Source organism: Quadrisphaera sp. KR29, assembly GCF_052644995.1.
On sequence record NZ_JBQXXG010000004.1, the window covers coordinates 143,297 to 158,762 of the forward strand.

The window sequence follows — 15,466 nt, forward strand, 5'->3', positions numbered from 1 at the left end:
CTACTCGTCGTCCTCGGCGGGCCCCTGCCGGGAGCCCTGCCGCGGACCGGTCGACGGGTCCTGGCCGGGCTCCTGGGGCGCCAGGGTGGTGCCCTGCGTCGGGGTGCCGCTCGGCGAGCCTGTCGGGGTGGGGGTCGGGGTGGGCGAGGGCTCGGCGCCGCCGCCGTCGGCGGGCTCCTCGGTCGGCGCCGCGGTGGGCGGCTCGGTGGGCGAGGGGCTGGCGGTGGGCCCGCCGGAGACGACCAGCTGCACGATGCTGCCGACCGCGACGCTCCCGCTGGCCGGGCTCTGCCGGATGACCTGCCCCGCGGGCGCGTCGGAGGGCTCCACCGTGTAGGACGGGCTCAGGCCCAGCTCGGTCAGGGCCGCCTGGGCGGCCTCCTGGCTCCTGCCGCTCTGGTCGGTCAGGGCCACGCGGCCCGAGGCGATGACCAGGTCGACGGCCGTGCCCGGCTGCACCGGGGTCCCGGCAGGCGGGTCGCTCGACATCACCGTGCCCTGCGGGAGCGGGGAGTCCTGCGGGGAGACCGTGCCCTCCCGGAGGCCCTCGGCCTCCAGGTCCTGCTTGGCCTGGCTCTCGGTGCGCCCCGTGACGTCGGGCACGGAGACCGCGGCGGGCCCGCTGGAGACCACCAGCGCCACCGAGGACTTCGCGTCCACGCGCTCCCCCGCCGGCGGGTCGGAGTCGATGACCGTGCCGGCCGCGGCGGCGTCCTCCCGCTCGGTGACCTCACCGGCGCTCAGGCCGAGCGCCTGCAGGCGCGCCTGCGCGGACTGCTGGGTCTCCCCGACCAGCGTCGGCACGGTGACCATGCTGGACTCCTGGTAGGCGCGCCAGGTCAGCCAGCCGACGAGGCCGAGGACCACCAGCAGCAGCAGCACCAGCGCGGTCATGAGGGCGCGGCTGCCCCGCCGGGGCGGTGGCTGCGCGGCGAACTGGCCGGTGGCCGGGGCGTCCACCGCTGCGGCGCGGCCGGTGGGGTCCGTGCGCGTGCGGCGGCTCACGAAGCCGCCGGCGGCCACGGCCCGGGTCGCCTCGGTGGTGGTGGGCAGGTGCTGGGTCGCCGCGGCGTGGGCCACGGCGACGGTCGGGGCCATCACCGGGTGCCCCGCCTCGGCGGCGAGCAGGTCCTCGCGGAACTCCTCGGCGTCGGCGTAGCGGTCGTCGCGCTGCTTGGCGAGGGCCTTGAGCACCACCCGGTCGAGCTCGTCGTCGACGGCGCGGTTGTGCTGGCTGGGCGGGGTCGGCAGCTCCCCGACGTGCTGGTAGGCCACGGCCACGGGGGAGTCGCCGATGAAGGGCGGGCGGCCGGTCAGCAGCTCGTAGAGCAGGCACCCGGTGGAGTACAGGTCGGTGCGGGCGTCGACCACCTCACCGCGGGCCTGCTCGGGGGAGAGGTACTGCGCGGTGCCGATGACGGCGCTGGTCTGGGTCATGGTCGCCGAGGAGTCGGCCACGGCGCGGGCGATGCCGAAGTCCATCACCTTGATGCCGCCCGAGGGCGTCACCATGACGTTGGCGGGCTTGACGTCGCGGTGGACGATCCCGGCGTCGTGGGCGGCCTGCAGCGCCGTCAGCACCCCCGCGGTGATCTCCACCGCGCGCTGGGTGCCGAGGCCCGCGCCGCCGGCCTCGTCGAGCAGGTCGCGCACGGTGCGGCCCTCGACGTACTCCATGACGATGTACGGGGTGCGGACCTGGGCGCCCCCGGACTCGGTGGAGACGTCCTCGCCGGTGTCGTAGACCGCCACGATCGCGGGGTGGTTGAGCCCCGCCGTCGACTGCGCCTCGCGGCGGAACCGGGCCTGGAAGACCGGGTCGCGGGCCATGTCCGAGCGCAGCAGCTTGATGGCCACGCGGCGGCCCAGCCGCTGGTCGCGCCCGGCGTGGACCTCGGCCATGCCGCCGCGCCCGAGCAGCTCGGAGACCTCGTAGCGGTCTCCGAGCACCCGGGGGGCCGCGCTCACGCCCCGTCCGCCTGCTGCACGGTGCCGCCCGCGGGGGCGCCGCCGGCGGTGCCGGTGGCGCTCGGCGTGGCGGGCGCGCCGGTGGTGGGAGCGGGCTGCGAGGGCGACGGGGCCGGCTCGGAGGTGCTGGGTGCGGCGGGCTCGGAGGCGCTCGGGGCCTCGGACTCCGTCGGCGCCTGCGTGGCCTCGGTGGGCTCGGTCTCCGAGGGGGCCGCGCTGGTCTGGGAGGGACCCTGCGTCTCGGTGACCGTGGTCACCTCCGGGGTCGGGCTGGACGCCGGTGTGGTCGTGCTCAGGGGCAGCGGGGTGTTCTGCGGGTCGGCCTCCGAGCCGCCCTGCTGGGTGAGGTAGACCAGCGCGGCCAGGACGACGACGAGCACGGCGAGCAGCCCCAGCAGCGGCACCGTCATGCGGCCCCGCCCCGAGCGCTGCCCGGTGGGCTCGGGGGCCCCGTGCTGGCCGGTGGTCATCCCGGTGGCGGGCGCGCCACCGGCCGCCGCGCCCGCGGCGGCGGCGGCGCCCGCGGCGTAGGCGGCCTGCGCGGAGCGGCGGGTGGCGGGGGCCGCCGGCTCCGGCCACGGCACCGTCTCGTCACCGCTGGACGGCGGCATCGCCCGCGTGGCGTCGGCCGTCGGGGGCAGCGCCACCGTGGAGGCACCCGTCAGACCGGCCGCACCGGCCGTGCCCAGCCCGGCCCGCAGCACGCGCTGGGCGCGCCCGTCGTCGCCGTCGGCCGCCAGGGAGGCGACCTGGGCGACCACGCTGGCGTCGCGCGGGCGGTCCCGGGGGTCCTTGGCCAGGCAGGCGTCGACCAGCGCGCGGGCACCGGCCGGCACGGAGGCCGGCAGCGGGGGCGGGGCGTCGTTGACCTGCGCCAGGGCGATCGCGACCTGGGAGTCGCCCGTGAACGGGCGCTGCCCCGCGAGCATCTCGTGGGCCACCACCCCCAGGGCGTAGACGTCGACGGCCGGGGTCAGGTCCCGCCGGCCCGTCGCCTGCTCGGGGGAGAGGTAGGCGGCGGTGCCCATCACCTGGCCGGTGGCGGTCAGCGGCGCCTCGGCGGCCGCGCGGGCGATCCCGAAGTCGGTGACCTTGACCCCGCCGGTGGGCGTGACGAGCAGGTTGCCCGGCTTGACGTCGCGGTGGACGATCCCGGCCTCGTGCGCGGCGGCCAGCCCGGAGGCGGCCGAGGCGATGATGCGCATGGCCCGGCGGGGCTCGACCGAGTGCTGGGTGGCCAGCAGGTCGCTCAGCGGCTCCCCGGGCACCAGCTCCATGACCAGCCAGGCGCTGCCGTCGGACTCGCCGTAGTCGTAGGTCGCGGCGATGGCGGGGTGCGCCAGGCGCGCGCTGTTGCGGGCCTCGGTGCGGAAGCGGGCCAGGAAGCCGGGGTCGCTGGCGAGCTCGCTGCGCAGCACCTTGACCGCCACGGTGCGCCCCAGCAGCTCGTCGCGGGCCTCCCAGACCTCGCCCATGCCGCCGGAGGCGATGGGCGTGGTGAGCAGGTAGCGGTTGCCCAGCACGGTGCCCGCGTCGACGCGCATCAGCCGGCGCTCCCCGCGTCCGGGGCCGCCAGCGCGGCCTGGATGACCGACCTGGCGATCGGTGCGGCGACGCTGCCGCCGGAGGCCTCCTGCGCGGCGCTGCCGCCGGACTCCACGAACACCGCCACGGCCACCTGCGGGTCGTCCGCGGGCGCGAAGGCGGTGAACCACGCGTGCGGCGCGGCCCCCGCGCGGTTCTGCGCGGTGCCGGTCTTCCCGGCGACGCTGACGCCGGGGATCTGCGCCCTGCGACCGGTCCCGGACTGCACCACGCCCTCCATCATGGCGGTCAGGGTGCTCGCGGTCTGCTCGGACACGGCGCGCCCGCGCTCGGTGGGGCCCGGCGCGTCCAGGACCTCCAGGTCCCGGCCCCTCACCGTGCGCACCAGGTTCGGCTGCATCACCACTCCACCGTTCGCGATCGCCGCGGCGACCATGGCCATCTGCATCGGGGTGGCCGCCACGTCGAACTGGCCGATGCTCGACTGGGCGAGCTGCGGCGGGTTGAGGTCGGCCGGGAAGCGGCTGGCCGCCACCCGCGTCGGGACGTCCAGGGCGGCGTCGAAGCCGAAGGCCTGCGCCTGCTCGCGCAGCGCGTCCTGGCCCAGGGCCAGGCCCAGGTTGGCGTAGGCGGTGTTGCACGAGACGCGCAGCGCGTCGGCCAGGGTCGTGCGCCCGTCGGTGCCGCACGGCCTGCCGTCGTCGTTGGACAGGGTCGAGGAGGTCTGCGGCAGCTCGAGCTCGGCGGGGCCGTCCAGGAGGCTGTCCGCGCCGTACTGGCCGCTCTCCAGGGCCGCCGCCGTCGTGATGATCTTGAAGGTCGACCCCGGCGGGTAGGTCTGCGCGGTCGCCTTGCTCACCAGCGGGTTCCCGGTGGCGTCGGTCAGCGAGGCGCGCGCCTGCGCGGCGGCCGCGGTGTCGTGGTCGGCGAGCTGGCCGGGGTCCCACCCGGGGGAGGAGTACAGCGCCAGCACCTCGCCGGTGCGCGGGTCGAGGGCCACCACCGCGCCCTGCTGGTCGCCCAGCCCGTCGGCGGCGGCCTGCTGGACCGCGTCGCGCAGGGTGGTCTCCACCACGGCCCCCCCGGGCTCCGCGCCCGTGAGCAGGTCGGAGATGCGGCGGTAGAACAGCTTGTCGGAGGTGCCCGAGAGGTAGTCGTCCTCGGCGCGCTCGAGGCCGCTGGGGCCCGTCGTCACCGAGTAGGTGCCGGTCACCGCCGAGTACAGCGCGCCCTGCGGGTACTCGCGCTGAAAGCGGTACCGGTCGTCCACGGGCACCGACCGGGCGATCACGGTGCCGTCGGCCGTGGTGATCGGCCCGCGCTCGCGGCCCAGCTGGTCGTACAGCGTGCGGGAGTTGCGCGCGTCGGCGCGCAGCTGGCCGGCGTCGACGTACTGCACCCACGTCGCGGCGACCATGAGCGCGGTGAACATGGCCGTGACGACCACGGCCAGGCGGCGCAGCGGGGCGTTCACAGGCGCACCACCTGGGTGGCGGCCGAGCCGGCCTCGTCGGGCACCACGGGGGCGCCCTCGGGCTCGGGGACGGCGGGGGCGGGCCGGCGCGCGGCGTCGGAGACCCGCAGCAGCAGCCCGACGATCATCCAGTTGGCCACCAGGCTGGAGCCGCCGTAGGCCAGGAACGGCATGGTCAGGCCGGTCAGGGGGATGACGCGCAGCACGCCGCCGGCCACCACGAAGCACTGCAGACCGATGGCGAAGGCCAGGCCGCCGGCGAGGAGCTTGCCGAAGCCGTCGCGCACGGTGACGGCGACGCGCAGGCCCCGCTCGACGAGCACGAGGTAGAGCACCAGCACGGCGAGCACGCCGGTCAGGCCCAGCTCCTCGCCCAGGGTGGCCAGGATGAAGTCGCTCTCGGCCTCCGGGACGATCTGGGGGCGCCCCTGGCCGATGCCGGTGCCGACCAGGCCGCCGTGGGCGAAGCCGAACAGTCCCTGCACCAGCTGGTAGCTGCCGCCGAACTCCTTGCCGTAGACGGCGGGGTCGAACGGGTCGAGCCAGGCGCTCACGCGGGCCTGCACGTGGGAGAAGATGCTCCACGCGAAGACGGCGCCGCCGGCGAAGAGCACCAGGCCGATGGCGATCCAGCTGACGCGCTGGGTGGCCACGTAGAGCATCGCCACGAACAGCCCGAAGAAGAGCAGCGACGTCCCGAGGTCCCGCTCGAGCACGAGCACGCCCAGGCTGGCGAGCCAGGCCACCACGAGGGGCCCGAGGTCGCGCAGGCGCGGCAGCTGCAGGCCCAGGACCCGGGGCCCGACCAGCGACAGCGTGTCGCGCGCGGTGACGAGGTAGCCGGCGAAGAAGACCGTGAGCACGATCTTGGCCAGCTCTCCGGGCTGGAAGCCGACCGGGCCGACGCGGACCCAGATCTGGGCGCCGTTGATGTTGCGGCCCAGGCCGGGGACCAGGGGCATGACCAGCAGCACCAGGCCGACCACCATGGCCGTGAAGGTGTACCGGCGCAGCCAGCGGTGGTCCTTGAGCAGCACGACGACGGCGGTGGCCAGCAGCAGCCCGACCCCGGACCACGCGAGCTGGCGCTCGGCGAAGGCGGCGTCCTCGGCCACGTCGAGCCGGTGGATCAGCGCCAGCCCCAGGCCGTTGAGCACCATGGCGACGGGCACCAGCAGCGGGTCGGCGTGCGGAGCGCGCCAGCGCACCGCCAGGTGCAGCACCAGGGCCAGCGCGCCCAGGCCGCCGCCGTAGCCGAGCAGGTCCGCGGGCCACGCGCCGGCGGTGGCCACGCCGACCAGGCCGTAGGCGGCCATCGCCAGGCCGACCGCCACCGCGGTCAGGCCCAGCTCGACCCAGCGCGCCCTCACGGGGCCACCGCCGACGTCGGCGGCGGGCTGGCCGTCGCGGCCGGCTGGTCGCCCGGCAGCGCGCTGGTCAGGTCGGTCGGGGTGGCGCCAGGGGTGGCGCCCTGGGTGGCCGAGGGGCCGGTGCTGGTGGCGCCGCCGGTGCGGGAGACCTCCCGCAGCCGGGAGACGATCTGCTCGGCCGCGGGGAGGCTGTCAGCGCTCATGCCGGAGGTGACCTGGTCCCGGTAGATGGCCGGCAGGTCGGCGACGCGGACGTCGGTGACGTCGACGACCCGCGACAGGTGCACGGGGCCGACGTCCTGGGACAGGCCGCGGTAGACGGCCACGGCGCCGTCCTCGTCGGCGACGAAGTACTGGCGCCCCAGCCACGCCGACCCGGCCAGGGCGCCGCCCCCGAGGACGAGGGCCACGAGGAGGAGCACCCCGACCCGCAGCCCCCAGCGCACCCTCGCCGGGCGCGGTGGCGGCTCGTCGGGACGCTCCGCCACCGCCCCGGGCGGCCCCGAGCCGGAGCCGTCCGGGGCGCCGTGGGCGAGGTCGGCCCGGTCGGCGAGGTCGGTGCCGCTGCCGGCGGCGAGGGCCGTGACCGGCCCCGCGCCGCCGCGGGCGCCGCGACCGAGCACGGCGGCCCGCATCGCCGGGCTGGTGGGGATCCGCACGTCGCGCTCGGCGGGGTCGGGCCGCTCACCGGCGGCGCCCACCACCTGGCGGGCGGTGACCGGCGGCTGGCCCTGGTCGACCTCGACGACGTCGGCGACCACGCAGGTGACGTTGTCCGGCGCGCCGGCGCGCAGCGCCAGCTCCACCAGGGCCTCGGCGCACCGGCCCACGTCCGGCACCCCGGTGAGCGTGCGCCCGATCGTCTCGTCGGAGACCACGCGCGGCAGGCCGTCGGAGCACAGCAGCCAGCGGTCCCCGACGCGGGCCTCCTGCACCGACAGGTCCGGCTCGGGGGAGGACTGCACGTCCCCCAGGACGCGCAGGATGACGTTGCGCTGCGGGTGGTGCTCGGCCTCCTCGGCGGTGATGCGGCCCTCGTCGACCAGGCGCTGCACGAAGGTGTGGTCGCGCGTCACCTGCACCAGCTCACCGCCGCGCAGGAGGTACCCGCGCGAGTCGCCCAGGTGCGCGAGCACCAGGCGCTCCCCGGCGCGCAGCAGGGCGGTGACCGTGGTGCCCATGCCGGCCAGCGCCGGCTCGGCGGCCACCCTGCGCAGCAGCGCGGCCTGGGCGCGGGCCACGCCGTCGGCCAGGCGCTGCGGCGCCTCCGCGCCGTGCGCCTCGTCGTCCAGTCCCATGAGCTCGGCCACGGCGGTGGCGGAGGCCACGTCGCCGCCGGCGTGGCCCCCCATCCCGTCGGCGACGACGACGAAGCGGGTGCCGGCGAAGCCGGAGTCCTGGTTGCTCGAGCGCACCAGGCCGACGTCGGAGCGGGCTGCCGCCCGCAGGGCGAGGCTCATGCGCGCAGCTCCAGGGTGGTGCGTCCGATGCGCACCGCGCTGCCGGCGCCGACCGGCACCGCGCCGCGCACGGGGGTGGTGGCCGAGCCCCGGCCCGCGCTGGTGCCGTTGGTGGAGCCCAGGTCCTCGACGACCCAGCCCCCCGGTGCGGTGCTCGAGGGGGTGAGCCGGGCGTGGTGGCCGGAGGCGTAGTCGTCACCCAGGACCAGGGTGCAGTCCTCGGCCCGGCCCAGCAGCACCGGCGAGGAGCCCAGCTCCAGGCGCGTGCCGGCGCGCGGTCCCTCCACCACGACCAGCAGGCGGGCGCGCTGGGCCGCCGGGGCCGGGGCCGGGGCCGGGGCCGGGGCCGGGGCAGGCGGCCGGGGAGCCGCAGGGGCGCCGGCGCTCGGCTCGGGGCGGGCGGGCACGACGGCGTCGCCACCGCCGGGGCGGGCGGCGGCCGGCGCGGGAGCCCCCTGGCGCGCGGCGCGCGGCCCGTGCAGGTCGCGGCGCAGCACGGCGACCACGCCGAGCACGAACAGCCAGAGCAGCACCAGCAGGCCCAGCTGCAGGACGGTGACGGTGAGCTGGCTCACGGCCTCACCACTCCCCGTCCTCGGCGTCCTCGGGGCTCGCCCCGGAGCGGAAGACGACCGTGGTGCGCCCCAGCTGGATCCGGCTGCCCTCGTGCAGCACCGCGGTGCGCCCGCCGGCGTCGTCCAGGCGGCGACCGTCGACCACGGTGCCGTTGGTGGAGCCGAGGTCGTGCACGGTGGTGCGCCCGCCGCTGCGCACCACCTCCAGGTGGCGCCGCGAGGTGCCGGGGTCGTCGACGACGACGTCGCACTCGCTGCCGCGGCCGATGACGGTGCGCTCGGCCACCATCTGGTAGCTGCGCCCGTCGACCTCCAGCACCGGGTGGGCGGGGGTGGCCACCGCCGAGGTGGCGGGCGCGATGCCGCCGCGGACGCGCGCGCTGCGGACCCGGAAGACGCCGGTGGCCAGCTCCCCGTCGCGCTGCAGGCGCACGGACACCGGGCCGGAGAAGGAGTAGCGCTGGGCGCGGGCGTGCTCGGTGACCGCGGTGGCCAGCTCGGTGGCCAGCGCGTCCTCCCACGAGGACAGGCGCTCGTGGTCGGCCGGGCCGAGGTCGATGGTGAAGGCGTTGGGCACCAGCGTGCGGCCGGGACCGACGACGGCCGAGGTGGTGTCGACCTCGCGCCGCAGCGCGCTGGCCAGCTCCACGGGCTGCACCTCGCTCTTGAAGGCCTTCGCGAAGACGCCGTTCACCACGCGCTCGACGCTGCGCTCGAAGCGGTCGAGCACTCCCACGGCCCCTCCCCTCACGTGCGGCAGCCGGTCAGCGGATCGTATCCGCGGCGCCGTCCTGCTGCGCCGTCCTGGCGCTCCCGCGCGCCGCGGGCCGCCGGGGCGGGGGCCGCTGCGCGGAGCGCCCGCACGGGCGTGCTAGTTTTCCTGCTGCTCGCGCGAGTGGCGGAATAGGCAGACGCGCACGGTTCAGGTCCGTGTGCCCGGAAGGGCGTGGGGGTTCAACTCCCCCCTCGCGCACCGCGAGCAGGGCCCGGTCGCAGTGCGCGACCGGGCCCTCGTGCGTCCGGCGCCGCAGGCGGCACTGGCCCGGGACCGTTAGCCTCAGGGGTCCTGAGCCCTGGAACGAGGTGTGCGTGAACGGCAACACGAGCTGGCGGGCGGCCAACACGGCCCTGCTGTCCATCAACGCCATCGAGGCGCCGGTGGTCGTCACCTCCGACGACCTCGACGAGCGCCTCGCCGGCACGATGGAGCGGCTCAAGATCCGCCCGGGCCTGCTCGAGCGCGTCACCGGCATCCGCGAGCGGCGCCTCTACCCCGACGACGTCAGCTGCGGCGAGGCCGCGGCGACCGCGGGGTCCAAGGCGCTCTCGGAGGCGGGTGTGGACGCCTCCGAGGTCGGCCTCGTGATCAACACCTCGGTGACGCGCTACCACCTCGAGCCCGCCGTCTCCGCCGTCGTGCACGAGGCCATGGGGCTGCCGAGCTCGGCCATGAACTTCGACATCACCAACGCCTGCCTGGGCTTCGTCAACGGCATGCAGACGGCGGCGGCGATGATCGACGCCGGCCAGGTGCGCTACGCGGTGGTCGTGGGCGCGGAGGACATCAAGCCGATGTTCGACAGGACCCTGCAGCGCCTGGCCACCGAGCCGGTGACGCGCCAGGAGTACCTGGACGAGTTCGCCTCCCTCACGCTCGGCTCGGGTGCGGTGGCCGCGGTGCTCGGCCGCGCCGACGAGCACCCCGAGGGCCACCGCGTCAGGGGTGGCGTGGCGCGGTCGGGCAGCTCCCACCACGGGCTGTGCGTGGCCAGCGCCGAGCAGATGGTGGCCGACGGCCGCGGCCTGCTCGAGCACGGCGTCGCCCTGGTCGGCGAGGCGTTCGACGCCGCTGACGAGGAGTGGGGCTGGAGCAGCGGCGTGGCCCGCTACGTCTTCCACCAGGTCTCCAAGATCCACATGGCGGCGCTCGTGGAGCGCACCGGCGTCCCGTGGTCGAAGGTCCCCGAGAGCTACCCCGTGCTGGGCAACGTGGGGCCGGCCTCCCTGCCGATGACGCTCGCTCGCGAGGCGGACTCCCTGGAGCCGGGTGACCGGGTGCTGTGCCTGGGCGTGGGCTCGGGCCTGAACTCGGCCTTCTGCGAGATCGTCTGGTGACCCGCGCCCCCGCGGCGCTCCCCCCGGCCGGCCTGCCCGGCCTGGACCCGGCCTGGTCGCGCCTGGTCTCGTTCAGCGACGCCGACGGCGTGCAGCGGACCGTCCACCTGCTCGACGGGGCCGACGAGGTGCGCAGCGCGACCGGCGCCGAGCCCGTCGGGGTGCTGCTGGCCGTGCACGGCAACCCGACGTGGTCCTACCTGTGGCGCGCGCTGCTGCCCCGGGCGGCGGCCGCCGGCTGGCGCGTCGTGGCCCCCGACCAGCTCGACATGGGCTTCTCCGAGCGCACCGGCACCCGCCGCCGCCTCGAGCGGCGCGTGGACGACCTGGGTCGCCTCACCGACGCCCTCGGCCTGACCGGCGGCTCCACCGGCGGGGGGAGCTCCCGCGTGGTCACCGTCGGCCACGACTGGGGCGGAGTCGTCTCGGCGGGCTGGGCCGGGCGCCACCGCGACGTCCTGGCCGGCGTCGTGCTGCTCAACACCGCGGTGCACCAGCCCGAGGACGCTGCCCTGCCCCCGGTGCTGGTGCCCTTCACCGCCTCCGGCCTGCACCTGGTGGGCACGACCACCACCCGCGCCTTCCTGCGCGCCACCCTGGCCACCGCGCGGCGGCCCCTGTCACCGGGCGTGGCGGCGGCCTACCTGGCGCCCTACCGCGGCGCCGCGCGGCGGGTCGGCGTCGGCGCGTTCGTGGCGGACATCCCCGTGACCCCGGACCACCCCAGCGCCCCCGCCCTGGACGAGGTGGCCGCGGGGCTGTCGGCGATCGGCGCCGACCGGGTGCCCTCCCTGCTGGTGTGGGGCCCCGCGGACCCGGTGTTCCGCCAGCGCTACCTGGCCGACCTGCGCGCGCGGCTGCCCCACGCCGACGTGCAGCGCTTCGAGGGCACCGGGCACCTCCTGCTCGAGGACCTGGACGCCGACCGCGGCGCCCCCGGCGCCGTGGTGCGCTGGCTGGAGGGGCTCGACGCGCGCACCGCCCGGTCCGCACCCCCCGCCGGCGCCGCCGGTGGTCCCGGGGGCTCCGAGGCGGACCGGCAGCGGGCGCCGCTGTGGTCGGCGCTGCGCGAGAGGTCGCAGGACGACGCCGTCGCCGTGGCCCAGCTGCGCCCCGGCGGGACGGCCGAGACGCTGACGTGGCGCCAGCTGGCGGCCCGCGTGGAGGACCTCGCCGAGGGCCTGGCGGCCAGCGGCGTGCGCCGCGGTGACCGCGTCGCGCTGCTGGTGCCGCCCGGCCCGGACCTGTCAGCGCTGTTCAGCGCCTGCCTGCGCCTGGGTGCGGTGGTGGTCGTCGCCGACGCGGGCCTGGGCGTCAAGGGCCTCACCCGGGCCGTCGCCAGCGCCGGCCCCGCCGTGGTCATCGGCATCGAGAGGGCGCTGCTGGCCGCGCGGGTGCTCGGCTGGCCGGGCCGCCGGGTCCTCGCAGGGCCCAGCGCCGGCGCCCGCCGGCGCGCGCTGGGGGAGGTCGAGCACCTGGACGACCTCGAGGCGCGAGGCCGCTCGCGGCGCGGCGCCCCCGGCCACGCGCCGCTGCCCGAGCCGTCGCCGTCCGACCAGGGCGCCGTGCTGTTCACCTCCGGGTCCACCGGCCCGGCCAAGGGCGTCGTGCACACCCACGCGACCCTCCAGGCCCTGCGCGACGCCGCCGGCCAGACGTGCGGGCTCGGCCGGGGCAGCACGCTGGTCGCGGCCTTCGCGCCGTTCGCGATCCTCGCCCCGCTCCTGGGGGCCACCGCCGCGGTCCCGGAGACCGACGTCACCAAGCCCGACACCCTCACCGCCGCCGCCCTGGCCCGCGCCGTCGCGGCCGTGGCCCCCGACGACGACGCCGTCGCGCCCGTGGTCTTCGCCTCCCCCGCCGCGCTGCGCCGGGTGGTGGCCACCGCCGGCGAGCTCGACGACGCCGGCCGGGCGGCGCTGGCGCGCCCCCGGCTGCTGCTCTCCGCCGGGGCACCGGTGGGCACCGAGCTGCTCGCCGCCGCCGGTGACGTGCTGCCCGGCGCGGAGTGCCGCACGCCCTACGGCATGACCGAGGGCCTGCTCGTGGCGCAGACGAACCTCACCGAGCTGCAGGCCGCCGGCCCGGGCGAGGGCGTGCTGGTCGGCTCCCCGCTGCCCGGCACGCGCGTGGCCACCTCCGCCCTGGACGCCCTGGGCCGCGCCGTCGGGCCGCTGGTCGAGGGGGCCGACGCTCCCACGGGGGAGCTGGTGGTCCGCTCCCCGCTCATGAAGGACCACTACGACCAGCTGTGGGACGTCCAGCGCGAGAGCGTCCGGGGCACCCCGGGGGCCGCCGGGGAGCCCGGGTGGCACCGCACCGGGGACGTCGGTCACCTGGACGCCGCGGGCCGGGTCTGGGTGGAGGGCCGCCTGGCCCACGTGGTGACCACGGCGGCCGGGCCGCTGACGCCCGTGGGTGCCGAGCAGCGCGTGCAGCAGCTGCCGGGGGTGGCGCGCGCCGCCCTCGTGGGCGTCGGCCCGGCCGGCACGCAGCAGCCCGTCGTCGTCGTGGAGACGACCGGGGAGCCGGGCGCGCCGGAGCCGGGCGCCGCGCCGGTGGAGCTGGTCGACGCCGTGCGCCGCACCGCGGGCACCCCGGTGCCCGTGGCGGCGGTGCTCGTGGTGGCCGAGCTGCCCACCGACGTGCGGCACCGCTCCAAGGTCGACAGGACCCGGGTCGCGGCCTGGGCCGACGGGGTGCTCGCCGGGCGCACGAAGGCCGACAGCCCCGTGGAGGTGCGCTCGTGAAGGTGCTCGTGACCGGCGCCAGCGGCCTGCTCGGAGGCACCACCGCGGCGGCGCTCGTGGCGCGCGGCCACGAGGTCACCACCTTCCAGCGCCGCCCCAGCGGGGTCGACGGCGCGCGCGACGTGCGCGGCGACATGTCCGACCCCGCTGCGGTGCGGCGCGCCTGCGAGGGCGTCGACGCCGTGGTGCACCTCGCCGCCAAGGTCGCGCTGACCGGTCCCGAGGAGGAGTACCGGGCTGTCAACGTCGAGGGCACCCGGGCGCTGCTCGCCGGCGCCCGCGAGGCGGGCGCCACCCGCTTCGTGCAGGTCTCCTCCCCCTCGGTGGCCCACGTGGGCACCTCCCTGGTCGGTGAGGGGGCCGGTACCGCCGACCCCACCCGCGCCCGCGGTCCCTACGCCCGCACCAAGGCCGCCGCCGAGCTGCTGGCCCTGGCCGCTGACGCGCCCGGCTTCGCCGTGGTCGCCGTGCGCCCGCACGTGGTGTGGGGCCCGGGGGACACCCAGCTGGTCGGCCGCGTGGTCGAGCGGGCGCGCGTGGGCCGCATGGTCGTCATCGGCGACGGCACCGCCCTCATCGACACGACGTACATGGACGACGCCGCGGACGCGCTCGTCGCGGCGCTGGACCACGCCGCCGCCGACGACGCGCACGGCCGGGCCTTCGTCGTCTCCAGCGCCCAGCCCCGCACGGTGGGGGAGCTGCTGGCCAAGATGGCCGTCGCCGGAGGGGCGCCGGTGCCGACGCGGCGGATCCCCACGCGGGCGGCCAGCGCCGCCGGCCACGCCGTCGAGGCGGTCTGGCGCGGCCTCAGGCTCGCCCGGCACCCGCTCGGCGCCGAGGAGCCGCCGCTGACCTCCTTCCTCGCCGAGCAGCTGGGCACCGCCCACTGGTTCGACCAGCGCGAGACCCAGCGGGTGCTCCGGTGGTCGCCGCAGGTCGACCTCGACGAGGGCTTCCGCCGGGTGGCCGCCTGGTACGCCGAGCACGACCCCCGCTGATCCACAGGTTCCCGGGCGGCTCCGGGGGTACGGGTGGTGCATGAAGGCACTCGTCTACCACGGCCCCCGCGACGTCCAGGTGTCGGACGTCCCCGACGCCCGGATCGAGGCGCCCACCGACGTCGTCGTCAGGATCACCTCCACGAACATCTGCGGGTCCGACCTGCACATGTACGAGGGGCGCACCGACGTGGAGCAGGGCAAGACCCTCGGCCACGAGAACATGGGGATCGTCGAGGAGGTCGGCTCCGGCGTCACCCGCCTCAAGGAGGGCGACAGGGTCTCCCTGCCCTTCAACATCGCCTGCGGCCACTGCCGCAACTGCAACCGCGGCAAGACCGCCTTCTGCCTCGAGGTGAACCCCGGGATGGCGGGCGGGGCCTTCGGGTACGCCGACATGGGTCCCTACCAGGGCGGGCAGGCCGAGCACCTGCGGGTGCCGTTCGCCGACTTCAACGCGCTGCGCCTGCCGGGTGGCACCGAGCACGAGCTCGACTACGCGATGCTGTCCGACATCTTCCCCACCGGCTGGCACGGGACCCGGCTGTCGGGCCTGGAGCCGGGGGAGTCGGTGACGATCATGGGTGCCGGGCCGGTGGGCATCATGGCCGCCCTCTCGGCGCGCCTCCAGGGCGCGGACCAGGTGTACGTCGTCGACCAGCACCCCGACCGCCTCGCGCTGGCCGAGCAGGCCGGCGCGACCCCGGTCGACTTCAGCAAGGGCGACCCGGTCGAGCAGGTCATGGAGGCCACCGGCGGCGTCGGCACCGACCGCGGCGTGGAGGCCGTCGGCTGGCAGGCGCACGACCACTCCGGCGAGGAGCACCCCGCCGGCACGCTCGACACCCTCGTCCAGGTGGTGCGCGCCACCGGCGGCATCGGCGTGGTGGGGGTCTTCCCGCCGCAGGACCCGAACGGCCCGGACCCGCTCATGCAGGAGGGGCGCATGGCGTTCCCCTTCGGCGCCTTCTTCACCAAGGGCCTGACGATGGGCACCGGCCAGGCGGACGTGAAGCGGTACAACCGCCAGCTGCGCGACCTCATCACCCAGGGCAAGGCCTCCCCGGGCTTCATCGTCAGCCACGAGATGGACCTGGCGCAGGCCGCGGAGGGCTACCGGCACTTCGACGCCCGCGAGGACGGCTGGACCAAGGTCGTGCTGCACCCCTGACACCTGCTGGGCCGGTGACCGCGGTCCCCGCTTGCGG

General features: G+C 77.0%; 11 protein-coding genes and 1 tRNA gene. 5 read left to right on the forward strand and 7 right to left on the reverse strand.

The window, feature by feature from the left end:
- From pknB to ACUN9U_RS05265, 7 genes are read right to left on the reverse strand one after another with little or no spacing between them, the layout of a single operon-like run.
- Window positions 1–1,968 (reverse strand): Stk1 family PASTA domain-containing Ser/Thr kinase, encoded by a 1,968-nt coding sequence (pknB, locus tag ACUN9U_RS05235; RefSeq protein ID WP_445483866.1) that lies wholly within the window; start codon window positions 1,966–1,968, stop codon window positions 1–3.
- Window positions 1,965–3,512, reverse strand: coding sequence for a protein kinase domain-containing protein (locus ACUN9U_RS05240; RefSeq protein ID WP_445483867.1), 1,548 nt, complete (start codon window positions 3,510–3,512; stop codon window positions 1,965–1,967). Before ACUN9U_RS05240 ends, pknB begins: the two co-directional genes overlap by 4 nt.
- Window positions 3,512–4,987, reverse strand: coding sequence for a peptidoglycan D,D-transpeptidase FtsI family protein (locus tag ACUN9U_RS05245; protein WP_445483868.1), 1,476 nt, complete (start codon window positions 4,985–4,987; stop codon window positions 3,512–3,514). Before ACUN9U_RS05245 ends, ACUN9U_RS05240 begins: the two co-directional genes overlap by 1 nt.
- Window positions 4,984–6,303, reverse strand: coding sequence for an FtsW/RodA/SpoVE family cell cycle protein (locus ACUN9U_RS05250; RefSeq protein ID WP_445483962.1), 1,320 nt, complete (start codon window positions 6,301–6,303; stop codon window positions 4,984–4,986). The genes ACUN9U_RS05245 and ACUN9U_RS05250 overlap by 4 nt, the downstream gene beginning before the upstream one ends.
- 50 nt (window positions 6,304–6,353) lie before the next feature.
- Window positions 6,354–7,817: a PP2C family protein-serine/threonine phosphatase gene (locus tag ACUN9U_RS05255; RefSeq protein ID WP_445483869.1), complete on the reverse strand. Its 1,464-nt coding sequence runs from the start codon at window positions 7,815–7,817 to the stop codon at window positions 6,354–6,356.
- Window positions 7,814–8,392: an FHA domain-containing protein FhaB/FipA gene (locus ACUN9U_RS05260; RefSeq protein ID WP_445483870.1), complete on the reverse strand. Its 579-nt coding sequence runs from the start codon at window positions 8,390–8,392 to the stop codon at window positions 7,814–7,816. Before ACUN9U_RS05260 ends, ACUN9U_RS05255 begins: the two co-directional genes overlap by 4 nt.
- A gap of 4 nt (window positions 8,393–8,396) precedes the next feature.
- Window positions 8,397–9,128 carry an FhaA domain-containing protein gene (locus ACUN9U_RS05265; protein ID WP_445483871.1) on the reverse strand — a complete coding sequence of 244 codons (732 nt, stop codon included), beginning with the start codon at window positions 9,126–9,128 and terminating at the stop codon, window positions 8,397–8,399.
- 153 nt (window positions 9,129–9,281) lie between these two features.
- Here ACUN9U_RS05265 and ACUN9U_RS05270 point away from each other — a divergent pair.
- The 5 genes from ACUN9U_RS05270 (at window position 9,282) to ACUN9U_RS05290 (ending at window position 15,429) form a co-directional block, all read left to right on the forward strand.
- Window positions 9,282–9,365, forward strand: a tRNA-Leu gene (locus ACUN9U_RS05270).
- A gap of 116 nt (window positions 9,366–9,481) precedes the next feature.
- Window positions 9,482–10,507: a 3-oxoacyl-ACP synthase III gene (locus ACUN9U_RS05275; protein ID WP_445483872.1), complete on the forward strand. Its 1,026-nt coding sequence runs from the start codon at window positions 9,482–9,484 to the stop codon at window positions 10,505–10,507.
- Window positions 10,504–13,257, forward strand: a complete 2,754-nt coding sequence (locus ACUN9U_RS05280) for an alpha/beta fold hydrolase (RefSeq protein WP_445483873.1) — start codon at window positions 10,504–10,506, stop codon at window positions 13,255–13,257. The genes ACUN9U_RS05275 and ACUN9U_RS05280 overlap by 4 nt, the downstream gene beginning before the upstream one ends.
- A complete protein-coding gene (locus tag ACUN9U_RS05285) occupies window positions 13,254–14,258 on the forward strand; it encodes an NAD-dependent epimerase/dehydratase family protein (protein ID WP_445483874.1) in 1,005 nt (334 codons plus the stop codon). The genes ACUN9U_RS05280 and ACUN9U_RS05285 overlap by 4 nt, the downstream gene beginning before the upstream one ends.
- A 40-nt stretch (window positions 14,259–14,298) precedes the next feature.
- Window positions 14,299–15,429, forward strand: a complete 1,131-nt coding sequence (locus ACUN9U_RS05290) for a glutathione-independent formaldehyde dehydrogenase (protein ID WP_445483875.1) — start codon at window positions 14,299–14,301, stop codon at window positions 15,427–15,429.
- Window positions 15,430–15,466 lie beyond the last annotated feature (37 nt).